22 protein-coding genes are annotated in these 25,160 nt (G+C 71.8%); 8 read left to right on the forward strand and 14 right to left on the reverse strand.

From position 1 onward, the window contains the following. Window positions 1-148 precede the first annotated feature (148 nt). The 4 genes from scy to ACI2LY_RS09900 all read left to right on the forward strand — a co-directional run bounded on the left by scy (window position 149) and on the right by ACI2LY_RS09900 (window position 7,266). Window positions 149-3,994, forward strand: a complete 3,846-nt coding sequence (scy, locus tag ACI2LY_RS09885) for a polarized growth protein Scy (protein WP_404706741.1) — start codon at window positions 149-151, stop codon at window positions 3,992-3,994. Window positions 3,995-4,139: 145 nt separating this feature from the next. Continuing rightward, window positions 4,140-5,075 (forward strand): cellulose-binding protein, encoded by a 936-nt coding sequence (locus ACI2LY_RS09890; RefSeq protein WP_393912699.1) that lies wholly within the window; start codon window positions 4,140-4,142, stop codon window positions 5,073-5,075. A 209-nt stretch (window positions 5,076-5,284) separates the two neighbouring features. Then, window positions 5,285-6,412, forward strand: coding sequence for an ABC transporter ATP-binding protein (locus ACI2LY_RS09895; RefSeq protein WP_404706742.1), 1,128 nt, complete (start codon window positions 5,285-5,287; stop codon window positions 6,410-6,412). Next, a complete protein-coding gene (locus tag ACI2LY_RS09900) occupies window positions 6,409-7,266 on the forward strand; it encodes an ABC transporter permease (protein WP_404706743.1) in 858 nt (285 codons plus the stop codon). The genes ACI2LY_RS09895 and ACI2LY_RS09900 overlap by 4 nt, the downstream gene beginning before the upstream one ends. 12 nt (window positions 7,267-7,278) lie before the next feature. On the opposite strand, the gene ACI2LY_RS09905 is transcribed toward ACI2LY_RS09900, so the two are convergent. Continuing rightward, on the reverse strand, window positions 7,279-7,611 hold the full coding sequence (locus tag ACI2LY_RS09905) for an ATP/GTP-binding protein (protein WP_393596127.1): 333 nt from the start codon (window positions 7,609-7,611) through the stop codon (window positions 7,279-7,281). A 243-nt stretch (window positions 7,612-7,854) separates the two neighbouring features. Between ACI2LY_RS09905 and ACI2LY_RS09910 the strand changes: the two genes are divergently transcribed. Next, window positions 7,855-8,883, forward strand: coding sequence for an LLM class flavin-dependent oxidoreductase (locus ACI2LY_RS09910; protein ID WP_404706744.1), 1,029 nt, complete (start codon window positions 7,855-7,857; stop codon window positions 8,881-8,883). A gap of 28 nt (window positions 8,884-8,911) precedes the next feature. Here ACI2LY_RS09910 and ACI2LY_RS09915 read toward each other — a convergent pair whose 3' ends face one another. After that, complete coding sequence (locus tag ACI2LY_RS09915; protein WP_388995362.1) at window positions 8,912-9,304, reverse strand: SCO5389 family protein; 393 nt, start codon at window positions 9,302-9,304, stop codon at window positions 8,912-8,914. 299 nt (window positions 9,305-9,603) lie between these two features. Between ACI2LY_RS09915 and nucS the strand changes: the two genes are divergently transcribed. After that, complete coding sequence (gene nucS / locus ACI2LY_RS09920) at window positions 9,604-10,275, forward strand: endonuclease NucS (protein ID WP_355196297.1); 672 nt, start codon at window positions 9,604-9,606, stop codon at window positions 10,273-10,275. Window positions 10,276-10,294: 19 nt separating this feature from the next. Here the strand turns inward: nucS and ACI2LY_RS09925 are convergent, their stop codons facing one another. From ACI2LY_RS09925 to ACI2LY_RS09935, 3 genes are all read right to left on the reverse strand, one after another. Then, on the reverse strand, window positions 10,295-12,787 hold the full coding sequence (locus ACI2LY_RS09925; RefSeq protein ID WP_404706745.1) for an ATP-binding protein: 2,493 nt from the start codon (window positions 12,785-12,787) through the stop codon (window positions 10,295-10,297). A gap of 255 nt (window positions 12,788-13,042) precedes the next feature. Then, the gene (locus ACI2LY_RS09930; RefSeq protein ID WP_393912694.1) at window positions 13,043-13,366 is read right to left on the reverse strand and encodes an STAS domain-containing protein; all 324 of its coding nucleotides are present in this window, start codon (window positions 13,364-13,366) and stop codon (window positions 13,043-13,045) included. A gap of 180 nt (window positions 13,367-13,546) precedes the next feature. Then, window positions 13,547-14,395 (reverse strand): 3-hydroxyacyl-CoA dehydrogenase family protein, encoded by an 849-nt coding sequence (locus ACI2LY_RS09935; protein ID WP_401630624.1) that lies wholly within the window; start codon window positions 14,393-14,395, stop codon window positions 13,547-13,549. 189 nt (window positions 14,396-14,584) lie between these two features. Between ACI2LY_RS09935 and ACI2LY_RS09940 the strand changes: the two genes are divergently transcribed. Then, a complete protein-coding gene (locus ACI2LY_RS09940) occupies window positions 14,585-15,157 on the forward strand; it encodes a cob(I)yrinic acid a,c-diamide adenosyltransferase (RefSeq protein WP_404706746.1) in 573 nt (190 codons plus the stop codon). Between the two features lie 63 nt (window positions 15,158-15,220). Here ACI2LY_RS09940 and ACI2LY_RS09945 read toward each other — a convergent pair whose 3' ends face one another. The 4 genes from ACI2LY_RS09945 to ACI2LY_RS09960 are packed head-to-tail and all read right to left on the reverse strand — an operon-like array spanning window position 15,221 to window position 18,036. Then, entirely contained in the window at window positions 15,221-15,421 is a 201-nt protein-coding gene (locus ACI2LY_RS09945) for a hypothetical protein (RefSeq protein WP_404706747.1), read from the reverse strand. Next, window positions 15,418-15,840, reverse strand: coding sequence for a hypothetical protein (locus tag ACI2LY_RS09950; protein ID WP_404706748.1), 423 nt, complete (start codon window positions 15,838-15,840; stop codon window positions 15,418-15,420). Before ACI2LY_RS09950 ends, ACI2LY_RS09945 begins: the two co-directional genes overlap by 4 nt. A gap of 55 nt (window positions 15,841-15,895) precedes the next feature. Further along, window positions 15,896-17,344: a sensor histidine kinase gene (locus ACI2LY_RS09955; RefSeq protein WP_404706749.1), complete on the reverse strand. Its 1,449-nt coding sequence runs from the start codon at window positions 17,342-17,344 to the stop codon at window positions 15,896-15,898. Then, window positions 17,341-18,036: a response regulator transcription factor gene (locus tag ACI2LY_RS09960; protein WP_404706750.1), complete on the reverse strand. Its 696-nt coding sequence runs from the start codon at window positions 18,034-18,036 to the stop codon at window positions 17,341-17,343. The genes ACI2LY_RS09955 and ACI2LY_RS09960 overlap by 4 nt, the downstream gene beginning before the upstream one ends. Before the next feature lie 192 nt (window positions 18,037-18,228). Between ACI2LY_RS09960 and ACI2LY_RS09965 the strand changes: the two genes are divergently transcribed. Further along, window positions 18,229-20,055, forward strand: a complete 1,827-nt coding sequence (locus ACI2LY_RS09965) for a glycosyl hydrolase family 18 protein (protein WP_404706751.1) — start codon at window positions 18,229-18,231, stop codon at window positions 20,053-20,055. 22 nt (window positions 20,056-20,077) lie between these two features. Here ACI2LY_RS09965 and ACI2LY_RS09970 read toward each other — a convergent pair whose 3' ends face one another. The 5 genes from ACI2LY_RS09970 to atpA form a co-directional block, all read right to left on the reverse strand. Further along, on the reverse strand, window positions 20,078-20,524 hold the full coding sequence (locus ACI2LY_RS09970; RefSeq protein WP_404706752.1) for a DUF2550 domain-containing protein: 447 nt from the start codon (window positions 20,522-20,524) through the stop codon (window positions 20,078-20,080). Window positions 20,525-20,697: 173 nt separating this feature from the next. After that, complete coding sequence (locus ACI2LY_RS09975) at window positions 20,698-21,075, reverse strand: F0F1 ATP synthase subunit epsilon (RefSeq protein WP_388995404.1); 378 nt, start codon at window positions 21,073-21,075, stop codon at window positions 20,698-20,700. A 114-nt stretch (window positions 21,076-21,189) separates the two neighbouring features. Next, on the reverse strand, window positions 21,190-22,626 hold the full coding sequence (atpD, locus tag ACI2LY_RS09980) for a F0F1 ATP synthase subunit beta (protein WP_161145746.1): 1,437 nt from the start codon (window positions 22,624-22,626) through the stop codon (window positions 21,190-21,192). Further along, window positions 22,627-23,544 carry a F0F1 ATP synthase subunit gamma gene (locus ACI2LY_RS09985; RefSeq protein WP_393596140.1) on the reverse strand — a complete coding sequence of 306 codons (918 nt, stop codon included), beginning with the start codon at window positions 23,542-23,544 and terminating at the stop codon, window positions 22,627-22,629. A gap of 21 nt (window positions 23,545-23,565) precedes the next feature. After that, the gene (atpA, locus tag ACI2LY_RS09990) at window positions 23,566-25,158 is read right to left on the reverse strand and encodes a F0F1 ATP synthase subunit alpha (protein ID WP_388995411.1); all 1,593 of its coding nucleotides are present in this window, start codon (window positions 25,156-25,158) and stop codon (window positions 23,566-23,568) included. Window positions 25,159-25,160 lie beyond the last annotated feature (2 nt).

The following is a 25,160-nucleotide window of genomic DNA, read 5'->3' on the forward strand; positions in this document are numbered from 1 at the left end:
GATGCCGGGGTCCGGGTTTCGGGGGACGAGCGTCGGGGCACCAGCCCGTGCTCCGCCGTTGATCTGACACCATTCCCCGGAGGGCCCCGTCCGGCGGATGGACGGTGCTCGTCGGAGAAATTCACCAGGGGACGGATGGGACCGCGCAGTGCGGGGCTACGAGAGCCAGGAGCGAGAGCCGGCGGCTGACGTCGACCACCTCTCTCGGTTCGAGGCCGAGATGAAGCGGCTGAAGACCGAGCGGGAAAAGGCGATCCAGCACGCCGAGGACCTCGGCTACCAGGTCGAGGTGCTGCGCGCCAAGCTGCACGAGGCGCGCCGCACCCTGATGACCCGTCCCGCCTACGACGGCGGCGACATCGGCTATCAGGCCGAGCAGTTGCTCCGCAACGCCCAGGTGCAGGCCGACCAGTTGCGGCAGGACGCCGAGCGTGAGCTGAGCCAGGCCCGCGCGCAGACCCAGCGCATCCTCCAGGAGCACGCCGAGCACTCCGCCCGGCTCCAGGCGGAGCTGCACCAGGAGGCGGTCACCCGCCGCCAGCAGCTGGACCAGGAGCTGGCCGAGCGCCGCCAGACCGTCGAGTCCCACGTCAACGAGAACGTGGCCTGGGCCGAGCAGCTGCGTGCCCGCACCGAGCAGCAGGCCCGGCGGCTGCTGGACGAGTCGCGTGCCGAGGCCGAGCAGGCCATGGCCGCCGCCCGTGCCGAGGCCGAGCGGCTGACCCACGAGGCCCGTGAGCGGCTGCGCACCGACGCCGAGTCCGCCCGCGGCGAGGCCGAGCAGATCCTGCGCCGCGCCCGCACGGACGCCGAGCGGCTGCTGAACGCCGCCTCCTCGCAGGCCCAGGAGGCCACCGACCACGCCGAGCAGCTGCGTACGTCCACCGCCAGCGAGTCGGACGCCGCGCGCCGTCAGGCCGCCGAGCTGAGCCGGAGCGCCGAGGAGCGGATGGCGGAGGCCGAGCGCTCGCTGCGCAGTGCCCGGTCCGAGGCGGAGAAGCTGGTCGCCGAGGCCAAGGAGGCCGCCTCCAAGGCGCTGTCCAACGCCGAGGCCGCCAACGAGACCCGGACCCGCACCGCCAAGGAGCAGGTCGCCCGGCTGGTCAGCGAGGCCACCAAGGAGGCCGAGGCCACCAAGGCGGACGCCGAGCAGCAGGTCGCGGACGCCCGCGCGGAGGCGGAGAAGATCCTCGCGGAGGCCGGGGAGAACGCCCGCAGCGCCACCGCCGAGGAGACGGCCAGCCAGCTGTCCAAGGCCGCCCGGACCGCCGAGGAGGTCCTGAACAAGGCCGCCGAGGACGCCCGCAAGACCACCAAGGCCGCCACCGAGGAGGCCGAGCGCATCCGCTCGGAGGCCGAGGCGGAGGCGGACCGGCTGCGTGCCGAGGCGCACGACATCGCCGAGGGGCTCAAGGGCACGGCGAAGGACGACACCAAGGAGTACCGCGCCAAGACGGTCGAGCTGCAGGAGGAGGCCCGTCGGCTGCGCGGCGAGGCCGAGCAGCTGCGCGCCGACGCGGTCACCGAGGGCGACTCGATCCGCGCCGAGGCCCGCCGGGAGGCGGTCACCCAGATCGAGGAGGCGGCGAAGTCCGCCGAGGAACTCCTCGGCAAGGCCAAGGCGGACGCGGACGAGCTGCGCAAGAGCGCGACCACCGACAGCGAGAAGGTCCGCACCGAGGCCATCGAGCGGGCGACCTCGCTGCGCCGTCAGGCCGAGGAGACCCTGGAGCGCACCCGCAAGGAGGCCGAGCGGCTCAAGGCCGAGGCCGAGGAGCGGGCCGAGACGGTCGGGGCGGACGCCGAGAAGGCCGCGCGCGAGCTGCGCGAGGAGGCCGAGAAGGCCGCCGAGGCGCGCCGCGAGGAGGCCGCCGGTGAGCTGACCCGGCTGCAGACCGAGACGCAGGAACGGCTGGACTCGGCGGAGCAGGCGCTCACCGAGGCCCGCGAGGAGGCGTCCCGTATCCGGCGCGAGGCCGGTGAGGAGTCCGAGCGGCTGCGCGCGGAGGCCGCCGAGCGCATCCGTACGCTCCAGCAGCAGGCCGAGACCGAGGCCGAGCGGCTGCGCGACGAGGCCGCCGCGGACGCGTCCGCCTCGCGTGCCGAGGGCGAGTCGGTGGCCGTACGGCTGCGGTCCGAGGCCGCGGCCGAGGCCGAGCGGCTCAAGGCCGAGGCGCAGGACACCGCCGACCGGGTGCGCGCGGAGGCGCAGGCCGCCGCCGAGCGGCTCGGCACGGAGGCGTCCGAGACGCTGGCCGCCGCCCAGGAGGAGGCCGCCCGGCGTCGCCGCGAGGCGGAGGAACTGCTCGGTGCCGCCCGTGAGGAGGCGGACCAGGAGCGCGAGCGGGCCCGCGAGCAGAGCGAGGAACTGCTGGCCTCGGCGCGCACCCGCGTCGAGGAGGCGCAGGCCGAGGCGGTCCGGCTGGTCGAGGAGGCGGACCGGCGGGCCACCGAGATGGTGTCCGCCGCCGAGACCCACGCTCAGCAGGTACGGGACTCCGTCAGCGGGCTGCAGGAGCAGGCGCAGGAGGAGATCGCCGGGCTGCGCTCGGCCGCCGAGCACGCGGCGGACCGTACCCGTCGGGAGGCCGAGGAGGAGGCGGACCGGGTCCGCACCGACGCCTACGCCGAGCGGGAGCGGGCCAGCGAGGACGCGACGCGGCTGCGCCGGGAGGCGAACGAGGAGTCCGAGGCGGCGCGGGGGCTCGCGGAGCACACGGTCGCCGAGGCGGCCGAGGAGTCGGAGCGGCTCCGCTCGGAGGCCGCCGAGTACGCGCAGCGGGTGCGCACCGAGGCGTCGGACAAGCTGGCGGAGGCCGACCAGGCCGCGTCGCGGACCCGGGCGGACGCCCGCGAGGACGCCAACCGCATCCGGTCGGACGCGGCGACGCAGGCCGACACCCTGATCACCGAGGCGAGTTCCGAGGCGGAGCGGCTGCAGACCGAGACGGTCGCGGAGGCGGACCGGGTCCGCGCCGAAGCGGTGGCGAACGCCGAGCAGTTGATCGCGGACGCGACCGACGACGCGGAGCGGCTGCGGGCCGAGGCGGCGGAGACGGTCGGTTCGGCGCAGCGGCACGCGGAGCGGATGCGCGCCGAGGCCGACCGGGTCAGGTCGGAGGCGGAGACCGAGGCCGAGCGGCTGACGGGTGCCGCGCGCGAGGAGTCCGAGCGGACGCTGGACGAGGCGCGCGCCGAGGCCAACAAGCGGCGTTCGGAGGCGGCCGAGCAGGTCGACACGCTCATCTCGGAGACGGCGGCCGAGGCGGACAAGCTGCTCGCGGAGGCGCGGCAGCAGGCGCAGCAGACCACCGCGGACGCGGAGGGCCAGGCCGACTCGATGGTGGGCGCGGCCCGCAGCGAGGCCGAGCGGATCGTGTCCGCGGCGACGGTGGAGGGCAACTCCCGTGTGGAGAAGGCCCGTACGGACGCCGATGAGCTGCTGGTCGGGGCGCGCCGGGACGCGACCGCGGTCCGGGAGCGGGCGGAGGAGCTGCGCGAGCGGGTCACCTCGGAGATCGAGGAGCTGCACGAGCGGGCCCGCCGGGAGGCGGCCGAGACGATGAAGTCGACCGGCGACCGCTGCGACACCCTGATCAAGGCGGCCGAGGAGCAGTTGTCCACGGCGCAGACGAAGGCGAAGGAGCTGGTGTCGGAGGCCAGTTCCGAGGCGGGCAAGGTGCGGATCGCCGCCGTGAAGAAGGCGGAGGGTCTGCTCAAGGAGGCCGAGCAGAAGAAGACCAGGCTCGTCAAGGAGGCCGAGGACCTGAAGGCCGAGGCGATCCACGAGGCCCGGCGCACGGTCGAGGAGGGCAAGCGGGAGCTGGAGATCCTGGTGCGCCGCCGCGAGGACATCAACACTGAGATCTCGCGGGTCCAGGACGTGCTGGAGGCGCTGGAGTCCTTCGAGGGCCCGGCGGGCAAGGACGGCGGTGTCAAGGCGGGCGCCACGGTGGGTCCGCCCCGGTCGGGTGGGAAGAACTCCGACGGGTAGGACGGGAGATGGCAAGTTTTCGGGGGGTCAGCCACCCGAAAGAGGTGTCATTCTCCAGACCAAACACGTATCCGCTCGATGACACACCGCTTCGGCGCCTAGGATTCCCTCTATCACCTCACCGGTCTCATTCGACAGGAACCCCATGAGCGACACTTCCCCCTACGGCTTCGAGCTAGTGCGGCGTGGATACGACCGCGCTCAGGTGGACGAACGCATCTCCAAGCTCGTCTCCGACCGTGACAGCGCGCTCTCCCGGATCACCGCCCTGGAGAAGCGCATCGAGGAGCTCCACCTCGAGACGCAGAACGCCCAGGCCCAGATCACCGACGCCGAGCCGTCGTACGCGGGTCTCGGCGCGCGGGTCGAGAAGATCCTGCGCCTTGCCGAGGAGGAGGCGAAGGATCTGCGCGAGGAGGCGCGGCGCGCTTCCGAACAGCACCGCGATCTGGCCGAGTCGGCCGCCCAGCAGGTCCGCAACGACGCCGAGGCGTTCGCCGCCGAGCGCAAGGCGAAGTCCGAGGACGAGGGCGTCCGGATCGTCGAGAAGGCCAAGGGCGAGGCGTCCCAGCTGCGGGCCGACGCGCAGAAGGACGCGCAGTCCAAGCGTGAGGAGGCCGCCGCCGAGTTCGAGACGACCCGTGCCAAGGCCGCGCAGGCCGCCGCCGACTTCGAGACCAACCTCGCCAAGCGGCGCGAGCAGTCCGAGCGGGACCTGGCGTCGCGTCAGCAGAAGGCGGAGAAGCGGCTCGCGGAGATCGAGCACCGCGCCGAGCAGCTGCGCCTGGAGGCGGAGAAGCTGCGCACCGACGCCGACCGCCGTGCGCGGCAGACGGTGGAGACGGCGCAGCGTCAGGCCGAGGACATCGTGGCGGACGCCAACGCCAAGGCGGACCGCATCCGTTCGGAGTCCGAGCGGGAGCTGGCGGCGCTGACCAACCGCCGCGACAGCATCAACGCCCAGCTGACCAACGTCCGCGAGATGCTCGCCACCCTGACGGGTGCCGCGGTCGCCGCCGCCGGTTCCCCGGTGGAGGACGACACGGTCGCGCGCGGTGTGCCGGCGCAGCAGACCCGGTAACGCTCGGGCGCGTACCCGCTGAGCGCGGGCGAAGCCCTCTGCCGCCGGTGCGGCAGGGGGCTTCGGCCGCTCTCGACGGTGATCGAACACGCGCGGTGACCCTTTGGCTTTACTTTCTCTTGAGCGGAACCGGGTCGGCCCCGATATCCTCCTTACCCTTACGGGGGGCACGCGCCCCGCTGTCCTGAATCGTCCGATGGGTGCGGAGCATGATCGAGGCTGTTGGCCTGACCAAGCGGTACGGCGACAAGACCGCCGTGCACGACCTCTCCTTCCAGGTGCGTCCCGGCGCGGTGACCGGCTTCCTCGGGCCCAACGGCTCCGGCAAGTCGACGACCATGCGGATGATCCTCGGGCTGGACAACCCCACCGCGGGCTCGGTGACCATCGGCGGCTTCCCGTACCGCAAGCTGCCCAACGCCCCGCGTCAGGTCGGCGCGCTGCTGGACGCCAAAGCGGTGCACGGCGGTCGCAGCGCCCGCAACCATCTGCTGAGCCTCGCCCAGCTCTCCGGCATCCCGGCCCGCCGGGTCGACGAGGTGCTCGGCGTCGTGGGTCTCCAGGAGGTGGCGCGGAGGCGTTCCAAGGGCTTCTCCCTCGGCATGGGCCAGCGCCTCGGCATCGCCGCCGCCCTCCTCGGCGACCCCCAGGTGCTGCTGTTCGACGAGCCGGTCAACGGCCTCGACCCGGAGGGCATCCTCTGGGTCCGCAATCTGATGAAGGCGCTCGCGGCGGAGGGCCGTACGGTCTTCGTCTCCTCGCATCTGATGAGCGAGATGGCGCTGACCGCCGACCACCTCATCGTGATCGGGCGCGGTCAGCTGCTCGCCGACATGAGCGTGACCGACTTCATCTCGGCGAACTCCGCCGACTTCGCGCGGGTGCGCACCCCGGACAGCGAGCCGCAGGCGCGGGAGAAGCTGACCTCGGCGCTGACCGAGGCGGGCGGCCATGTGCTGCCCGAGCTGGACGGCGCGCTCCGGGTGACCGGGCTGGCGCTCCCCCGCATCAGCGACCTGGCGCACGAGGCGGACGTACGGCTGTGGGAGCTGTCGCCGCACCAGGCGTCGCTGGAGGAGGCGTACATGCGGATGACGCAGGGCGTCGTCGACTACCGCTCCACCGTGGACCAGCGTTCCGGGCTCCAGCAGCCGCTGCCGCCCGGGGTGCAGCCGCCGATGCCGGTGCCGGGCCAGGGCCAGCCGGGCTGGTACGCCCCGCCGCCGCCCCAGCCGGGCTCCCCGTACGCGCCGCCCGAGCCCACCGCTCCCGGCCCGGAGACGCCGAACCCGTACGCCGCGCCCGCCGAACCGACGAAGCCCGAGGACTCCCGATGAGCACCCAGCAGCCCCCGACGCCCGAGGCGTCCGCCGTCGCGTCCGGTGGTTCCCACTCCGGCTACAGCTCGCCGATCCCGGTCACGCCCACGCATCTGGGGCACGCGCTGGCCTCGGAGTGGACGAAGATGAAGTCGGTGCGCTCCACGGTGTGGACGCTCGGCGTGTTCGTCCTGCTGGTGGTCGGCATCGGTCTGCTGGCCGCGGTGGCGGTCCGGGGCGCCGACGAGCTGGACGGCCAGAATCCGCTGACCCTCGGCTTCTTCGGGCTGCTGCTCGGCATGATGTGCGTGATGACGCTGGGCGTGCTGACCACGGCGTCCGAGTACGGCACGGGCATGATCCGTACGACGATGACCGCGTGCCCGAGCCGGGGCCGGGTGCTGGCGGCCAAGTCGATCGTGTTCTTCGTGGTCGCCTTCGTGGTGACGCTGGCGACGGTGTCCCTGGTGGCGCTGATCCAGACCTCGATGCTGGACAGCAGCGGCACCAAGACCCCGTCCGGCGAGGAATGGCTGAAGGCGACGCTCGGCATCAGCCTCTACATCGCGCTGCTCGGCCTGCTGTCGCTGCTGGTCGGCTCGATGATCCGGCACTCGGCGGGCGCCATCACCATCATGATCGGCGCGGTGCTGGCCCCGCTGGTGATCGCGCTGTTCATGAACGCGAACTCGCTGGAGAAGGTGCAGCAGGCGCTGCTGGAGTACTCGATCCCGAGCCAGATGGGCGTGTTCTACGACAACACCCTCAGCCACTCCGGGCCCTCGGGCTGGGAGCCGCTGTGGATCATCCTGGGGGTGACGGCGGCGGCGTTCGCCGGGGCGTACGCGCTGCTGCAGAGCCGGGACGTGTAGCCCCGCGCGCTGTCAGAACCTGGGCCAGTTGCCGGACCGCCGTACCCGCGTGGTGCGGCGGTCCCGTGCGTTCCAGCACGCCTTGTGCCAGTGCCGCCGGTCGTCGACGCCCATGTGGTCCGGCCAGGCCACCACGTGCGGGACGCCGGAGGGGATCACCTGGTCGCAGCCGGGGCAGCGGTAGGTCTTGCCGTCGGCGCTCGCCCCGGCGACATGGCGGACGTTCCACTCCTCGCCCTGCCAGTTCTCGGTGGACTGCCAGCCGCCGTACCGGCCCGACCGGTCGTCCTCGGCTCCTCGGCCGGACGAGTCTGCCGCCTTCGGTCGGTTGCGACGCGGGGACACAGGACACCTCTCGGGGCTATACAGGGAGCACGAACCGCGTCCAGCCTACGCGGCACCGCCCGGGGGTACGCGTACGTCACCAACCCGTACAAGTCCCCTTACAGGCCGATCCATTCCAGCAGAGAAGCGACCATTCTGCAGACAATCCGCAAATCCCTCCACCAAGCCGTGTCCTGGGCACGTGTCATGTGGTTATGCCGGTCGGGGCAGCTCCCGGTCGGAGCCAAGGAAGCGGGAAATGCGATGCGCGTAGGAAGTTTTGTGCTGGCGGGGCGGTATCCGGGCCAGGGCGACGGCGAGGCCCTGCACCGGGCGGTGCGCTCGGCGGAGGTGGCCGACGAGGCCGGTCTGGACACGGTGTGGCTCGCCGAGCACCACTTCGTGCCGTACGGCACCTGCCCGTCGGCCGTCACCCTGGCCGCCCTGCTGCTGGGCCGCACCCGCCGCGTCCGGGTCGGCACCGCGGTCAGTGTGCTGCCCGGCGTCCACCCGGTTGCCCTCGGCGAGCAGGCCGCGCTGCTGCACATCACGAGCGGCGGCCGCTTCACCCTGGGCGTGGGCCGGGGCGGCCCCTGGGTGGACCTGGAGGTGTTCGGCGCCGGACTCGGGGCGTACGAGCACGGCTTCCCGGAGTCGCTGGACCTGCTGCTGCGCTGGCTGCGCGAGCCGTCGGTCGGCGCCTCGGGCGAGCGGTACGCCTTCCGCGAGGTGCCGGTGGTGCCGCGCCCGGCACACGCGCTGACCGAGGCGCCGGGGCCCGAGGTGGTGGTGGCGTGCACCTCGCCGGGCAGCGTGCGGCTGGCGGCGGAGCGGGGGCTGCCGATGCTGCTGGGCATGCACTCCGGGGACGAGGAGAAGGCCGAGATGGTCGCCCTGTGGCGGCGCCACGCGCGCGCGTCGGGCCGTACGCCCGAGGAGATCGCGAGCGCGGGCCATGTCTCGGCCGGGGTCTGCCAGCTCGCGGACAGCCGCTCCGACGCCGTCGAGACGCTGCTGAAGGCGATGCCAGGCTGGCTGAAACAGGGCCTGGAGGCCCATGTGACGGTGGACGGCCGGGCGCGCGCGATGCGCGACCCGTACGCCTACACCGAACTGCTCTGCGGGATGCACCCGGTGGGCACGCCCCGGCTGGCCGCCGACCGGCTCGCGGCCACCGCGGAGCGCACCGGGATCTCCCGCTTCGCCCTGCTGGTCGAGGGCTCCGGCGATCTGGACGCGACCGAGCAGAACGTGCGGCGCCTGGGCGCCGAGGTACTGCCCCGGTTGCGCTGACCGCCGGAGCCGGGGTCGCGCGTGTGCGTCAGCAGTCCCGCAGCTCCGGGGACTGGTTGAGCAGCTGGGCGCGCACCGAGGTGAAGCGGGCCAGCCTCTCGTCCACCGCGGGGTCCAGCGGGAACACCGCCACCCGGTGGCAGTTCTGGAAGGCCAGGCGTACGCCGAAGTGGCGCTGGAGGGCACCGCGTATGGCGTCGCTGGCGAGCGCGCGCAGCAGCTGGCCGCGCGCCTGCTCGTCCGGCGGGGGCGTCTGGTTGTCGGCGAAGGGTCCGCCGTCCACCTTCAGCTGGGCCACCAGGGAGCTGATCATCTCCCACGCAAAGGGCAGGGAGGTCCGGACGCAGTCGACGAATTCTGCTTCGTCGACCTCGCCTCGCTCGGCCTGTTCGAGTAGGGCCGGTGAGACGTCGAGCGACATGGGTTCTCCTCTCGCACCCCCGAAGGACAGGGGTTGCCGGACAGAAAGAGAAGCACGCGACACCGGACACGCTCCGCACCCCCACCGCGGCCTCCCTTGTCCTACGGTAGGCAACCGTCGGTGACCACACCAGCAGAATGCGTATATGGAACGGTCGTCCTGCGGTCACAATCGGCCAGGGATGAACAAGAGTTATCGGGGACAATTGGGGTGGCCCACTGGGCGGAGGTGGCGGCGGACATGGGGTGGGGTACGGGCGAATCGCGCGCACGGGTGCGCGTCGAGTAGCGTTGCCGACCATGCGTCTCGTCATTGCCCGGTGCTCGGTCGACTACGCCGGCCGGCTCACCGCCCACCTGCCCTCGGCTCCCCGCCTGATCCTGGTCAAGGCGGACGGCAGCGTCTCCATCCACGCGGACGACCGGGCCTACAAGCCCCTCAACTGGATGTCGCCGCCCTGCACCCTCAAGGAGGGCACGGGTGACGAGGCGGGTGTGTGGACCGTCATCAACAAAGCGGGCGAGAAACTGATCATCACTATGGAGGAAGTCCTCCACGACTCGTCCCACGAGCTGGGCGTGGACCCCGGTCTGATCAAGGACGGCGTGGAAGCGCACCTCCAGGAGCTGCTCGCCGACCGCATCGAGACGCTCGGCGAGGGCTACACGCTCATCCGCCGCGAGTACATGACGGCGATCGGCCCGGTCGACATCCTGTGCCGGGACGCCGACGGCGGCACCGTCGCCGTCGAGATCAAGCGGCGCGGTGAGATCGACGGCGTGGAGCAGCTCACCCGTTATCTGGAGCTGCTCAACCGCGACCCGCATCTCGCCCCGGTGCGCGGGGTGTTCGCGGCCCAGGAGATCAAGCCGCAGGCCCGCGTGCTGGCCACGGACCGGGGCATCGGCTGCCAGGTCCTCGACTACAACGCCATGCGCGGCATCGAGGACGACAAGCTCCGCCTGTTCTGAGCCCCGGCCCGCCGGGCCCTCACATCACCGGGGGCTCGGTACTCGCGCTCTCCGTGGCCTCGGTGGCCTCACTGGAGACGGGCGCGGAGGCGGTGGCGCTCTCGGCCGGTCCACTGGCCGAGGTCGAGGTCGTCGGGGGCGTGGTGGGGCTGCTGGGCGGAGTCGTGCCGGGGTCGGTCGGCTCCTTAGTGGTCGGCTCGTCGCTGGGATCGCTCGTGGAGGGCGAGGGCTCGCCGGTGGTGGGCTTGTCCGTCGGCCGGGTGGGCCTGCTGTGGGTCGGCTCGGGGCTCGTCCCGCCGCCGGTGTCCCCGGTGCCCGTCGGGTCGGCGCTCGGGCTGCCGTCGGTGGCGGACGGCTCGGGGCTTGCCGAGGTGCCGGGACTGCCGCCCGCGCCAGGGATGACGGGGTGGCTGGTGGCGGCGCGGGCGGGTGCCGGTTCGTCCTTCTTCGGGACCGCGCCCAGCGTGCCGTCGTCCAGGTCCTGCGGCGCGGTCGGGTTGGAGCCGACATTGCTCGCCGGGTCGCGCCCGGCGCCCTCGTCGGAGGTCATGCCGAGAGTGACGACGGTGCCGAGCACGGCGACCAGCAGCGCGCCGGACCCGGCGGCCACCAGGTTGCGCCGGGCCATGGCCCGCACCCCGCTCCGCTCCCCCGGCGCCGGGGGCCGGGGGGTGACGACGGGCTCCTGCCCGTAGCCGTACGACGGGGTGAACGCGGCCGGGGCCGGGGCGAGCGGGGCCGTCCGGGTCACCGGGGGCTCCTCGGCCATCAGCGCGGCGAGGCCCGGCAGATCGCCGGTGCGGTCGGCGACCAGGGCGAGGGCGCGACGGCCCGCGACGGTGCCCCGCTTGTCCGAGAGCGCGGTCCGCAGCCCGTGGGACGCCTCCAGTTCGGAGCGCGCCCGGTCCAGCTGGCCGTCGACCAGGGCGAGGATGCCCAGCTCGTGGTGGAAGTAGGCGCGTTCGGCGACGTCCTGGGCGAGGCGGGCGGCCTCGGACCCGGCGTGCAGGGCCTGTTCCCACGCCGTCCAGTGCAGTCCGGCGGCGAACGCGGCCGAGGCCGCGTGGGCGAGCAGGACGGCGCACGCCTGCTCGTCGGCGCCCTCGGCGGCCGGTTCGGTGCCGGGGACGACGGTCTCGAGCGCGGCCAGGACCGCAGCGGCCTCGGCGCACACCCGCTCGGGGGTGACGGAGGGATGGGCGGCCCACCAGGCGTAGTGCCGGGCGGCGGTGAGGGCCTGGGCGGGGGCGTCCTCGTCGTATCCGGCGGCCTCCAGCTGGGCGCGCACCCCGGCGGCGAGGCGGTAGCGGGGTCCGGCCGGGGAGACCAGACCGCAGCCGAGGAGTTCGCCGAGCGCGGCGTCGGCGTGGGTGTCGCCGACCAGGGCGGGCAGATGCGCCGGGTGCGGCAGCTCGCCGTCGAGGGCGACCGCGACGCGCAGGGCGGCGCGGGCGGAGACGCTGAGCCGGGAGGCGAGCAGCGGGGCGGGCGCGGCGGCCTCCGCGAGGGAGGGCAGCGGCACCTCCTCCGCCTCTTCGTCCTTCAGCGGCAGGTCGAGCACGGCGTCGGCGGGGGCGCGTACGTCCTCGAAGACGCCGTACTCGTCCACCACGCCGCCGCTGGCGCGCAGTTGCTCGCGCTGGCGGAGCAGGGCACCGGCCTGGACGAAGCGCAGCGGCAGGCCCTCGGACTCGAACCAGAGGTCTCCGGCCCAGACGGCCTCCTCCTCGGTGAGGTCGCGGCCGACCGAGCGCTCCAGGATCTCCACCCCGGCCGCGCGGTCCAGTCCGGGGAGGTCCACGTCCTCGACGTCACTGGCGGCGGCGGGGGCGGGGACGTCCGGGGTGGCGGCGAGGAGGAAGGCGCACTCGGGGGCGGCTTCGAGCAGTCCGGTGAGGGCGGCGCCGCCGAACTCCAGGTCGTCCACGAGGACGATCGCGCCGATCTCCCCGACCGCTTCTCGCAGTTCGTCCGGCTGGAGGCGGTGGCGGGGGGCGTCGTGGACGGTGTGGAAGAGGTCGCGCAGCAGATCGTCGGGGGTGCGGTGGAGGCCGTCGAGCCGGACCACGCCGTCGGGGGCGAGGTCGGCGCAGTCCTCGGCGACGAGGTCGAGCAGGGCGGTGCGGCCGGAGCCGCCGGGGCCGGTGAGGCGGACGGTACGGCCGCGGGTGAGCAGGCGGACCAGCCGCTCGCGTATCTCCTGACGCTCCAGCAGTTCGGTCTCGGGCAGCCGGGTTCCGGGCGGGGCGGGCGGCAGGGCGGCCCGCTCGTACTCGGCGCGGGCGGCGGGGGTGCGCCTGGCGGGGGCGTCCGGCCGCTGGTGCGGCGGGCAGGGTTCTATCTCGCTGCCGTCGACGGGGTTGACGGTCAGCAGGAAGTCACCGCAGACGAGCCGGGTGGTGCGGGCGGGCACGGGGCCGCTCGGGGCGAAGTCGGCGGTGAGGGGGTCCCGCGGCGGACGGCGGCTCGGTGCCTGACCGTGGTCCTCGGTTCCCGGAAAGTTCGGGTCCATGGGTTCAAAGCCCCCAAAAGCGTCGTGTGCCGATCTCGGCCCCTCCCGGCCTGCCGCACATCGCGCTGTCGCTTCTGGTCCGGGCCCGCTCGCGGATTCACGAGGCGGCGGGCGACCGAACCCTAAACGTCGGCCGGTGTCCCCGACAGAGCGGGGTGCCGGACGGCCCGAGAGATCCGGGAGATCACCTTCCGGTGCGGAATGTGTGCGACGGGCGGTTCAGGACGACTTGGAGCCTGCCCCGCCGCCGGGCCCTCACACCCGGGGCAGCGACTCCACGCCGACGCCGCCCTCGATGGCGAGAATGCGGTGCAGCCGGGTGGCGACCAGCAGCCGCTGCATCTGCGCGGGCACCCGGCGCAGCACCAGGCGGCGGCCACAGCGGCCCGCGCGCCGGTGGGCGCCCATGATGACCCCGAGTCCGGTGGCGTCCCAGGAGTCCAGCTCGGACAGGTCCAGCACCAGATCGCCGATCCCGTCGTCGAGCGCCGCGTGCAGGGCCGTACGGGCGTCCGCAGCGCTGCGGACGTCGAGGCGCCCCCCGACGACCAGCTCGGCGTGGTCGCCCCTGATGTGCATATGCGCTCCCCGTTGAGTGCGAGTGGCGTTCTTTCGTGACGGTGCTGTGCAACGTCTGACTGTGCGAGTGTCGATCCGGTTGCTGGTTGTAAGCGAACCGATACCGAATTCACCCTCGAGGGTGATCCCCCTGGGCGGATGTGCGGACGCGTACGGGATCGGCGTGCGCCCCGGACGCGGTCAGTACGTGTAGAAGCCCTGCCCGCTCTTGCGGCCGATGTCACCGGCATCCACCATCCGGCGCATCAGCTCCGGCGGGGCGAACTTCTCGTCCTGGCTCTCGGTGTAGATGTTGCCGGTGGCGTGCAGCAGGATGTCGACACCGGTCAGGTCGGCGGTGGCCAGCGGGCCCATCGCGTGCCCGAAGCCCAGCTTGCAGGCGAGGTCGATGTCCTCGGCGGTGGCCACGCCCGACTCGTAGAGCTTGGTGGCCTCGACCACGAGGGCGGAGATGAGGCGGGTGGTGACGAACCCGGCGACGTCGCGGTTGACGACGATGCAGGTCTTGCCGACCGACTCGGCGAACTCCCGCGCGGTGGCCAGGGCTTCGTCGCTCGTCTTGTAGCCCCGGACCAGCTCGACGAGCTTCATCATCGGCACCGGCGAGAAGAAGTGCACGCCGACCACACGCTCGGGGTGCTCGGTCGCGGCCGCGATCTTGGTGATCGGGATGGCGGAGGTGTTGGAGGCGAGCACGGCGTCCGGGCGCACGATCTTGTCGAGCGCGCGGAAGATCTCGTGCTTGACCTCCAGCTTCTCGAAGACGGCCTCGATCACGATGTCCGCGTCGGCGACGTCGTCCAGCTCGGTGGTCGGGGTGATCCGGGCGAGGGCGGCCTCGGCGTCGGCGGCGTCGAGCTTGCCCTTGGCGACGAACTTCTCGTAGGAGGCCCGGATGCCGTCGGTACCGCGCTTGAGCGCCTCGTCGGTGACATCGCGCAGGACCACGTCCCAGCCCGCCTGAGCGGCGACCTGGGCGATGCCGGACCCCATGAGACCGGCCCCGATGACGGCGAGCTTCCCTGCCACTCCGACTCCCCTTACGCGCTGTTTATGGTTCCTCTCGGCGGACATTAGCGCTCGGGCGTGGCGTTGAGGACCGTAAGTAACGCGTGTCACGGTCTCAGGGCGTGAGACACCCGTCACGTTCCGGTTCCGTCCCGCCGAGGCGTCAAATCCGCACCGCTTCGCGCCCTTTGGGGCAACTAGGCTGGCCGTATGGTCAATCTGACGCGCATCTACACCAGGACCGGCGACCAGGGCACCACCGCCCTCGGGGACATGAGCCGGACCGCCAAGACCGACCTCAGGATCTCCGCGTACGCGGACGCCAACGAGGCGAACGCGGTGATCGGTACCGCCATCGCGCTGGGCGGGCTGGAGGAGGAGGTCGTCACGGTCCTCACCCGGGTGCAGAACGACCTGTTCGACGTGGGCGCCGACCTGTCCACGCCGGTGGTCGAGAACCCGGAGTACCCGCCGCTCAGGGTCGAGCAGTTCTACGTGGACCGGCTGGAGCAGGACTGCGACCGCTTCAACGAGCGACTCGAGAAGCTCCGCTCGTTCATCCTGCCCGGCGGCACCCCCGGCGCGGCCCTGCTGCACCAGGCGTGCACGGTGGTCCGCCGCGCCGAACGCTCCACCTGGGCGGCGCTGGAGGCCCACGGCGACACCATGAACCCCCTCACCGCGACCTACCTCAACCGCCTCTCCGACCTCCTCTTCATCCTGGCCCGCACGGCCAACAAGGAGACCGGCGACGTGCTGTGGGTACCGGGCGGGGAGCGCTAGGCGCGGGTACGGCGGCGGGGGCGCCGCCACGAGACGCCCCCGTTCCGACCGCTCCGGCGGCCCCTACCGGTCCGCGTCGCTCGTGGCGTCGCGGTCGGCCGCGGCGGCTGCGGACTCCGCCGCGTCCACCTTCTGCTTCATGTCCGCGTAGCCCGAAGGGGTGCTGGACGGGGTGGCGGCGTCGTCGTGGCCGCAGGCCGTGGTGAGGGCCGCGAGGGCGGTCAGGGTGATGGCGGCCGCCACGCGCCAGGGTCCGCGCCTCACTTGCCGCTGTCCTTCTTGCCGTCGTCGTTCTTCTCGCACCAGGTCTTGACTCCGGCGAGGTCCTTCTTCCGCTGCTCCAGGTCCTTCTTCAGCGACTCGCGGGTGTCGAGGCGGCCCTGGAGGAAGGTGGCGATCTCGGTGTGACCGGCCTTCTTGGCGTTGTCGACGCGCTGCTGGAGCCGGGCCACCGAGCCGCGGCGGGCCTTGCCCGCGTCGAGTCGCTTCAGGGCGCGGTCGATGCGCTTGTCGATCTTCGGCGCCCGCTTGCACAGGGCTCGCGCCCCGTCACCCGCGGCCTTCGCGGCGGGCTTGGCGCTGGGAGAGGCGTCGGCGGCGGACGCGGCACCGGCCGAGCCCGCCAGCAGCGCCGCGGTGGCCAGGCCCGCGAGGAGGGTACGGGTGCTTCGTCGTGCGTCCATGTGCGTCTCCGTTCACGTCCGGGACGGGCTGTGGTGCCGTCCGTCGCCCCGGAGGCTAGGAGGTCTCTTTGGGGAAACCTTGTGACCGGTTCGCCCCGGCCGTGCCGATCAGCCAGTCCCGCCGTCCCGGTGCCCCGGTGCCGTCCAGTGGCAGCCGCACCTCGAAGCGGGCACCGGTGCCGTACGGGCCGTCGGTGACGCCGACGCTGCCCCGGTGCAGCGCGGTCTGCTGGGCGACGAGGGTGAGTCCGAGCCCGGAGCCGGTGCTGTCCGGGCCGCGCTGGAACCGCTCGAAGAGCCGCTCACGGCACGCGGGCGGTATGCCGGGCCCCTGGTCGGTCACCACGACGACCGCCTGCTCCCCGGCCCGCCGCACGTCGACCCGTATCCGCGCGACGCCCGCCGGATCGCGGCCGTGGGCGAGGGCGTTGGCCAGCAGGTTGTCCAGCAGCAGCCGCAGGCCCGGCTCCCAGCCGGGCACGGTGAGCCCCGGTTCCGCGGCCAGGGCGATGTCGGCGCCCCGGTCCCGGCGCCGCACCTCGGCCACGGCGGCGTCGGCGAGGTCGGCCAGCTCCACGGCGTCGAAGGTCTCGGCCTCCACCAGGTCGCCCCGGCCCAGCTCCCGGAGCATCACCAACAGGTGGAGCAGCCGGGCATGTTCGAGGCGCAGGTCGGTCAGTGCCTCGTCCCGGTCCGGCTCGGGCAGGCCGGGGAGGCCGAGGACGTCGAGATTGGTGCCCATGCTCATCAGCGGGGTGCGCAGTTCGTGCGCGGCGGCCGAGGAGAAGGAGCGGGCGGTGTCGAGCGCCTCGGCGGTGCGGGCGGCCTGTTCGTCGTAGCGGGCGAGGACGGTGCGCAGGGTGGCGCTCAGTTCGTCGACCTCGGTGACCCCGGTCCGCTCCGGTTCGGGCCGTACGCCGCTGGTGCGCGGGTCGAGACCGGCGGTGCGGCGGGTGAGGCGGCGCAGCGGGGCGCTGGCGCCGCTCGCCAGCACCCAGGCGAGCAGGCCGGAGGCGGGCGCGGCGAGCAGCGCGGTGAACACGACCCGGCGCCGGACCAGCAGCACCTGGGCCCGGTCGGCGGTGTCGGGGGCGAACACCCACAGGGTGCCGCCGGGCACCGGCCGGGCCAGCCCGCGCCAGCTCCGGGCGCCGTCCCGGATCGTGACCGGTCCGGCGGCCCGTCGGGGCAGCCGGGCCGAGGGGCCGGGCTGGGGGCCGCCGCTGAAGACGCCGTCCGGTCCCTGGACGCGTACGCCGACATCGAGGGCGGCGCTGAACAGCCGCCGTTCGCGCTGGTCGGCGATCTTGGGGCGGTGACCCGCCGAGGCGCGCAGCAGGGCGCGGGCGTCCGGGGCGATGGCGGCGGCGCGCTGCCGCAGATGCTGGTCACCGGCCCGGTGGAGGTCGCGGGCGACCAGCTGGGTCAGCAGCCAGCCGGAGGCCAGCACGAGCAGCGGGACGGTGCAGCCCACGGCGAGGCCGACGCGGGTGGAGAGCCTCATGAGGCGTCCCGGAACACGAAGCCGACCCCGCGCACGGTGTGCACCAGCCGGGGGGCGCCACCGGCCTCCAGTTTCCGGCGCAGATAGCTGACGAAGGTGTCGACGGCGTCGGTGCGGACCTCGAAGTCGTAGCCCCAGACGCGTTCGAGGAGCTGGTCGCGGGTGAGGACGAGTCCGGCGTTGCGCATCAGCACCTCCAGCAGCTGGAACTCGCGCCGGGTCAGGTCGAGTACGCGTCCGTCGCGCCGGGCGGTACGGGCGCCGAGGTCGATCTCGGTCCCGGCCTCGCGCAGCACCTCGCGGCCGGTGGGCGGGCTGCGGCGCAGCAGGGCGCGCAGCCGCAGCACGAGTTCCTGGAGGGCGAAGGGCTTCACGAGGTAGTCGTCGCCGCCCGCCTGGAGCCCGGCGATCCGGTCGGCGGTCTCGTCCAGCGCGGACAGCATCAGCACGGGCAGTTCACGGCCCTCGTCGCGCAGCCGAGCGCACACCTGGATGCCGCTGAGGCCGGGCATCGACACGTCCAGCACCAGCACGTCCGGCGGCTCCTGCCCGATGGCGGCGAGCGCCCCGGTGCCGTCGGCGGCGGTGCGCACCGTGAAGCCGTGCAGCCGGAGGCCGCGCTCCAGGGAGCGCCGGATCGCGGCGTCGTCGTCCACCACCAGGACGGTGCCGGAGCTTGGTGAGTCACTCACGCGTTCTCCTCGCGGGCTGTCAAACCCCTACAGCAGCAGAGGAGTTGAGGTTAAGTCGAATTGCGGAACAAATGGTCCAGACCTATTGACCGCTGGTCCAGACCTTTCTATTGTCGCGGCAGCATGGGCGTGAAGGCTCAGTCATGCCCCCCATGCCTCGTGAAGTTCCCCCCGACATCGAGGGAGGCGCACATGCGCTTCAGACACAGAGTCGCGGCGGGTGCCGTGACCCTGCTGCTCCCCCTGGCCGGCCTCGTCGGCCTCGCCGCCCCCGCCCAGGCGGCCACCAACGTCACCGCGTCCTACGTGAAGTCCCAGGACTGGGGCAGCGGCTTCGAAGGCAAGTGGACCGTCAAGAACACCGGCACCACCGCCATCAGCTCCTGGACGATCGAGTGGGACTTCCCCTCGGGCACGTCCGTCTCCTCCGCCTGGGACGCCGACGTCACCTCCTCCGGCACCCACTGGACGGCGAAGAACAAGTCGTACAACGGCTCGGTCGCCCCCGGCTCCTCCATCTCCTTCGCCTTCAACGGCGCGGGCACCGGCTCCCCGAGCAACTGCCGTCTCAACGGCGACAGTTGTGACGGAACCACGGTCCCCGGCGACGCGGCCCCCTCCGCCCCCGGCAAGCCCACCGCCTCCGCCGTGACCGACACCTCGGTCAAGCTGAGCTGGTCGGCCGCCACCGACGACAAGGGTGTCAAGAACTACGACGTGCTGCGCGACGGCGCGAAGGTCGCCACCGTCACCACCACCTCGTACACGGACACCGGCCTCACCGCGGGCACCGACTACTCCTACAGCGTGCGCGCCCGCGACACCGCCGACCAGACCGGCCCGGCCAGCGGCTCCACCGCCGTGCGCACCACCGGCGGCGGCACCAACCCGCCGCCCGCGACCGGCGACAAGGTCAAGCTCGGCTACTTCACCGAGTGGGGCATCTACGGCCGGAACTACAACGTCAAGAACATCGTGACGTCCGGCTCCGCCTCGAAGATCACGCACATCAACTACGCCTTCGGCAACGTCACCGGCGGCAAGTGCGCGATCGGCGACTCCTACGCCGACTACGACAAGGCGTTCACCGCCGACCAGTCCGTCAGCGGCGCCGCCGACACCTGGGACCAGCCGCTGCGCGGCAACTTCAACCAGCTGCGCCAGCTGAAGGCCAAGTACCCGAACATCAAGGTGCTGTGGTCCTTCGGCGGCTGGACCTGGTCCGGCGGCTTCGGCGAGGCGGCGAAGAACCCGGCCGCGTTCGCCCAGTCCTGCTACGACCTGGTCGAGGACCCGCGCTGGGCCGATGTCTTCGACGGCATCGACATCGACTGGGAGTACCCCAACGCCTGCGGTCTGTCCTGCGACACCAGCGGCGCCGCGGCCTTCAAGAACGTGGCCTCCGCGCTGCGCGCCAAGTTCGGCGCCAACTACCTGGTCACCGCCGCGGTCACCGCGGACGGCTCCAGCGGCGGCAAGATCGAGGCCGCCGACTACGCGGGCGCCGCGCAGTCGATGAACTGGTTCAACGTCATGTCGTACGACTTCTTCGGCGCCTTCGACGCCAAGGGTCCGACGGCCCCGCACTCCCCGCTCACCTCGTACAGCGGCATCCCGAAGGCGGGCTTCAACACCGCCGACGCGATGGCCAAGTTCAAGGCGGTCGGCGTCCCGGCGAGCAAGCTGCTCATCGGCATCGGCTTCTACGGCCGCGGCTGGACCGGTGTCGCCCAGGACGCCCCCGGCGGCACCGCCACCGGAGCCGCTCCGGGCACCTACGAGGCGGGCATCGAGGACTACAAGGTGCTCAAGGGCTCCTGCCCGGTCACCGGCACCATCGCGGGCACGGCCTACGCCCACTGCGGCAGCAACTGGTGGTCGTACGACACCCCGTCGACCATCGCGGGCAAGATGAGCTGGGCCAAGAACCAGGGCCTGGGCGGCGCGTTCTTCTGGGACTTCACCGGGGACACCAGCAACGGTGAACTGGTGACGGCCCTCAGCAACGGCATTTCGTAGGGAAGTTCGGGGGGCCTAGCCCCTAAGCGACGTTGACGCGCTGTCCGGGCGGGGCTGCTTCCAGCCACGCGAGAAATCCGGTCAGCGCGTCTTCGCTCATGGCGAGTTCGAGCCGGACACCCTGGTGGACACAGGCGAGGATCACCGCGTCGGACAGCAGCGCCAGCTCCTCCTCGCCCTCCGGCAGCCGACGACCGGCCACCTCGATCCGCGAGCGCTCCAGCACCCGGCGCGGGCGCAGGGCGTACGAGAAGACGCGGAACCACTCGATGCGGTCCCCGTTGTAGCGGGCGACGCCGTAGCTCCAGCCCTTGCCGTTCACATCGGACTGCTCGGCCACGTCCCAGCGCAGCGAACAGTCGAAGGTGCCGCCGGACCGCTGGATGAGCCTGCGGCGCAGGCCGAACAGGAACAGACCCACCACCACGAGCGCGACCACGATTCCGCACACAGTCAGAGCGAGGATCATCGGCACCGACCTCCTCGTCTTCCAGGTAGGGGAACTGCTTTCGGCTCAGGGTAATGAAACCGCAGAGCCAGGTAATGGAACCGGAAAAACACCCGGATTCACCTCAGCCGCGACCGGCACCGGAATGCTCCGGGCCGGCCGCGGCTGAATGATGGGTCACACTGCGCGGTGGATCAGCGCGCGGCGGTCGCCGCCCGCAGACGGACATCGGCGCGGCGCTCGGCGTCCGCGTCCTCGTCGGCCTTCGCACGCTCCAGCTCGCGCTCGGCGCGCTGGACGTCGATCTCCTCCGCCAGCTCGGCGACCTCGGCCAGCAGCGACAGCTTGTCGTCGGCGAACGAGATGAAACCGCCGTGCACCGCGGCGACGACGGTCCCGCCGTCGCTGGTACGGATGGTCACCGGGCCCGACTGCAGCACACCGAGCAGCGGCTGGTGACCGGGCATGACGCCGATGTCGCCGGACGTGGTGCGCGCGACGACCAGGGTGGCCTCGCCGGACCAGACCTGGCGGTCGGCGGCGACCAGCTCGACGTGCAGCTCAGCAGCCAAGGTTGGCTCCTCGGATCACCACCCGGCTGTCGTGCCGGGTGTTGGGGTCGATTCTAGGGGGCGTGACCTGGAGGGACGGGGCGGGCCCGCCCCTCCGGGTCAAAGGCGCGGGGGTCAGGAGACGCCCAGCTCCTTCGCGTTCTTCTTCAGGTCCTCGATACCACCGCACATGAAGAACGCCTGCTCCGGGAAGTGGTCGTACTCACCGTCGCAGATCGCGTTGAACGCGGCGATGGTCTCGTCCACCGGAACGTCCGAACCGTCCACGCCGGTGAACTGCTTGGCGACGTGGGTGTTCTGGGACAGGAAGCGCTCCACGCGACGGGCACGGTGGACGACGAGCTTGTCCTCCTCGCCCAGCTCGTCGATACCGAGGATCGCGATGATGTCCTGGAGGTCCTTGTACTTCTGCAGGATGTTCTTGACGCGCATGGCGCAGTCGTAGTGGTCCTGCGCGATGTACCGCGGGTCCAGGATGCGGGACGTGGAGTCCAGCGGGTCCACGGCCGGGTAGATGCCCTTCTCGGAGATCGGACGGGACAGCACCGTCGTCGCGTCGAGGTGGGCGAACGTGGTGGCCGGGGCCGGGTCGGTCAGGTCGTCCGCGGGGACGTAGATCGCCTGCATCGAGGTGATCGAGTGACCGCGCGTCGAGGTGATGCGCTCCTGGAGGAGGCCCATCTCGTCGGCCAGGTTCGGCTGGTAACCCACGGCGGACGGCATACGGCCGAGCAGCGTGGAGACCTCGGAACCGGCCTGCGTGAAGCGGAAGATGTTGTCGATGAAGAACAGCACGTCCTGCTTCTGGACGTCACGGAAGTACTCGGCCATGGTGAGGCCGGCCAGCGCGACGCGCAGACGGGTGCCCGGCGGCTCGTCCATCTGACCGAAGACCAGAGCGGTCTTGTCGATGACGCCCGACTCGGTCATCTCCGCGATGAGGTCGTTGCCCTCACGCGTGCGCTCACCGACACCGGCGAACACCGAGACACCGTCGTGGTTGTTGGCGACACGGTAGATCATCTCCTGGATGAGCACCGTCTTGCCGACACCGGCACCGCCGAACAGGCCGATCTTGCCGCCCTTGACGTACGGGGTGAGCAGGTCGATGACCTTGACGCCCGTCTCGAACATCTCGGTCTTCGACTCGAGCTCGTCGAAGTTCGGCGCCTTGCGGTGGATCGGCCAGCGCTCACCGGTGTGCTTCTCGTCGACGTTCAGCACCTCACCGAGGGTGTTGAACACCTTGCCCTTGGTGAAGTCGCCGACCGGGACGGAGATGGCGTCGCCGCTGTCCGTCACCACGGACTGGCGGACCAGACCGTCGGTGGGCTGCATGGAGATGGTGCGGACCAGGCCGTCACCCAGGTGCTGGGCGACCTCCAGGGTCAGCGTCTTCTTCTCGCCGTCGTGCGCCGGGTCGGCGACCTCGACGGTCAGGGCGTTGTAGATTTCCGGCATCGCGTCGACGGGGAACTCCACGTCGACGACCGGGCCGATGACGCGGGCGACGCGACCCGTGGCCGCCGCGGTCTCAACAGTGGTGGTCATTTATCGGTCACTCCCCGCGGTCGCGTCGGCCAGGGCGCTGGCGCCACCGACGATCTCGCTGATTTCCTGGGTGATTTCGGCCTGGCGGGCCGCGTTGGCAAGACGGGAGAGCGTGTTGATCAGCTCGCCCGCGTTGTCGGTGGCCGACTTCATCGCGCGCCGCGTGGCGGCGTGCTTCGAAGCGGCCGACTGGAGCAGCGCGTTGTAGATGCGGCTCTCCACGTACCGCGGCAGCAGGGCGTCGAGGACGTCCTCCGCCGAGGGCTCGAAGTCGTACAGCGGGAGGATCTCACCGTCGCCGGTCTTCTCCTCCGCGACCTCGTCGAGGCTCAGCGGCAGCAGTCGCTCGGCGACCGCCGTCTGCGTCATCATCGACACGAACTCCGTGAAGACGATGTAGAGCTCGTCCACACCGCCGTCCACGTCGGGCGTCTCGATGGCCTCGATCAGGGGCGCCGCGACCTTCTTGGCGTCCGCGTACGTCGGCTCGTCGGTGAAGCCCGTCCACGACTCCGTGACCTTGCGCTCACGGAAGTTGTAGTGCGCGACACCGCGGCGGCCGACGATGAACGTCTCCACCTGCTTGCCCTCGCGCTCGAGGCGCGCGGTCAGCTGCTCGCCCGCCTTGATGGCGTTGGAGTTGAAGGCGCCGGCCAGGCCGCGGTCGCTCGAGAGGAGCAGGACCGCGGCACGGGTCGGGTTCTCGGCCTCCGTGGTGAGCGGGTGCTTGGTGTTCGACCCGGTGGCGACCGCCTTGACCGCGCGGGTCAGCTCGTCCGCGTACGGCTTGGAGGCCGCCACCTTGCGCTGCGCCTTGACGACACGCGAGGCGGCGATCATCTCCATCGCCTTGGTGATCTTCTTGGTCGCGGTGACGGATCGGATGCGACGCTTGTAGACCCGGAGCTGGGCTCCCATGAGTCAGGTCCCTTCCTTACGTCACTTGGCGGGAGAGGCCGGGGTGTCGTCGCCGAGGAGCTTGCCGTCCGAGGTCTCGAACTGCTTCTTGAACTCCGCGATCGCGTCACCGATGGCCTGCAGGGTGTCGTCGGACATCTTGCCGCCCTCCTTGATGGAGGTCATCAGGCCCTGGTGCTTGCGGTGCAGGAACTCCAGCAGCTCCTTGTCGAAGCGGCGCACGTCGTCGACCGGGACGTCGTCCATGCGGCCCGTACCACCGGCCCAGACGGAGACGACCTGGTCCTCGGTGGACATCGGCTGGTACTGGTTCTGCTTCAGCAGCTCGGTCATCCGCTGACCGCGGTCGAGCTGGTTCTTGGAAGCCTGGTCCAGGTCGGAACCGAAGGCGGCGAACGCCTCCAGCTCACGGAACTGGGCGAGGTCCACGCGCAGTCGGCCGGAGACCTGCTTCATCGCCTTGTGCTGGGCGGAACCACCGACTCGGGAGACGGAGATACCGACGTTCAGCGCGGGACGCTGACCGGCGTTGAAGAGGTCCGACTCCAGGAAGCACTGGCCGTCGGTGATGGAGATGACGTTGGTCGGGATGAACGCCGAGACGTCGTTGGCCTTCGTCTCCACGATCGGCAGACCGGTCATCGACCCGGCGCCCATGTCGTCGGAGAGCTTCGCGCAGCGCTCCAGCAGACGGGAGTGCAGGTAGAAGACGTCACCGGGGTACGCCTCGCGGCCCGGCGGACGGCGCAGCAGCAGGGACACGGCGCGGTAGGCGTCGGCCTGCTTCGACAGGTCGTCGAAGACGATCAGGACGTGCTTGCCCTGGTACATCCAGTGCTGACCGATGGCGGAACCGGTGTACGGCGCCAGGTACTTGAAGCCGGCCGGGTCGGACGCCGGGGCGGCGACGATGGTCGTGTACTCCAGCGCGCCGTTCTCCTCCAGCGCGCGGCGTACGCCCGCGATGGTGGAGCCCTTCTGGCCGATGGCGACGTAGATGCAGCGGACCTGCTTGTTCGGGTCGCCGGTGCGCCAGTTGTCGCGCTGGTTGATGATCGTGTCGACGGCCAGGGCGGTCTTGCCGGTCTGGCGGTCACCGATGATGAGCTGGCGCTGGCCGCGGCCGATCGGGGTCATGGCGTCGACCGCCATGTAGCCCGTCTCCATCGGCTGGTGCACCGACTGGCGCTCCATGACCGTGGGGGCCTGCAGTTCGAGGGCGCGGCGGCCGTCGGTCTCGACCTCGCCGAGGCCGTCGATCGGCTGGCCCAGCGGGTCGACGACACGGCCGAGGTAGCCGTCGCCGACGGCGACCGAGAGGACCTCTCCGGTGCGGTGCACCGGCTGGCCCTCCTCGATGCCGCTGTACTCGCCGAGAACGATGGCACCGATCTCGCGCTCCTCGAGGTTGAGGGCGAGGCCGAGGGTGCCGTCCTCGAACTTCAGCAGCTCGTTGGCCATGGCCGAGGGAAGACCCTCGACCTTCGCGACGCCGTCGCCGGCGACGGTGACCGTACCGACCTCCTCGCGCGAGGCCGCGTCCGGCTTGTACGACTGGACGAAGTTCTCCAGTGCGTCCCGGATCTCCTCCGGCCGGATCGTGAGCTCCGCCATCT

Source organism: Streptomyces sp. NPDC002176, assembly GCF_044903645.1.
Classification (GTDB): domain Bacteria; phylum Actinomycetota; class Actinomycetes; order Streptomycetales; family Streptomycetaceae; genus Streptomyces.

What these genes read in the sequence shown, in the direction of transcription:
- ACI2LY_RS09930 (WP_393912694.1), bottom strand. Translation starts at nt 13,366, where the DNA reads ATGCACATCAGGGGCGACCACGCCGAGCTGGTCGTCGGGGGGCGCCTC.
- ACI2LY_RS09950 (WP_404706748.1), bottom strand. Translation starts at nt 15,840, where the DNA reads ATGGACGCACGACGAAGCACCCGTACCCTCCTCGCGGGCCTGGCCACC.
- ACI2LY_RS09925 (WP_404706745.1), bottom strand. Translation starts at nt 12,787, where the DNA reads ATGGACCCGAACTTTCCGGGAACCGAGGACCACGGTCAGGCACCGAGC.
- atpA (WP_388995411.1), bottom strand. Translation starts at nt 25,158, where the DNA reads ATGGCGGAGCTCACGATCCGGCCGGAGGAGATCCGGGACGCACTGGAG.
- nucS (WP_355196297.1), top strand. Translation starts at nt 9,604, where the DNA reads ATGCGTCTCGTCATTGCCCGGTGCTCGGTCGACTACGCCGGCCGGCTC.
- ACI2LY_RS09915 (WP_388995362.1), bottom strand. Translation starts at nt 9,304, where the DNA reads ATGTCGCTCGACGTCTCACCGGCCCTACTCGAACAGGCCGAGCGAGGC.
- ACI2LY_RS09985 (WP_393596140.1), bottom strand. Translation starts at nt 23,544, where the DNA reads ATGGGAGCCCAGCTCCGGGTCTACAAGCGTCGCATCCGATCCGTCACC.
- atpD (WP_161145746.1), bottom strand. Translation starts at nt 22,626, where the DNA reads ATGACCACCACTGTTGAGACCGCGGCGGCCACGGGTCGCGTCGCCCGC.
- ACI2LY_RS09970 (WP_404706752.1), bottom strand. Translation starts at nt 20,524, where the DNA reads ATGATCCTCGCTCTGACTGTGTGCGGAATCGTGGTCGCGCTCGTGGTG.
- ACI2LY_RS09895 (WP_404706742.1), top strand. Translation starts at nt 5,285, where the DNA reads ATGATCGAGGCTGTTGGCCTGACCAAGCGGTACGGCGACAAGACCGCC.
- ACI2LY_RS09890 (WP_393912699.1), top strand. Translation starts at nt 4,140, where the DNA reads ATGAGCGACACTTCCCCCTACGGCTTCGAGCTAGTGCGGCGTGGATAC.
- ACI2LY_RS09940 (WP_404706746.1), top strand. Translation starts at nt 14,585, where the DNA reads ATGGTCAATCTGACGCGCATCTACACCAGGACCGGCGACCAGGGCACC.
- ACI2LY_RS09900 (WP_404706743.1), top strand. Translation starts at nt 6,409, where the DNA reads ATGAGCACCCAGCAGCCCCCGACGCCCGAGGCGTCCGCCGTCGCGTCC.
- ACI2LY_RS09910 (WP_404706744.1), top strand. Translation starts at nt 7,855, where the DNA reads ATGCGCGTAGGAAGTTTTGTGCTGGCGGGGCGGTATCCGGGCCAGGGC.
- ACI2LY_RS09955 (WP_404706749.1), bottom strand. Translation starts at nt 17,344, where the DNA reads ATGAGGCTCTCCACCCGCGTCGGCCTCGCCGTGGGCTGCACCGTCCCG.
- ACI2LY_RS09965 (WP_404706751.1), top strand. Translation starts at nt 18,229, where the DNA reads ATGCGCTTCAGACACAGAGTCGCGGCGGGTGCCGTGACCCTGCTGCTC.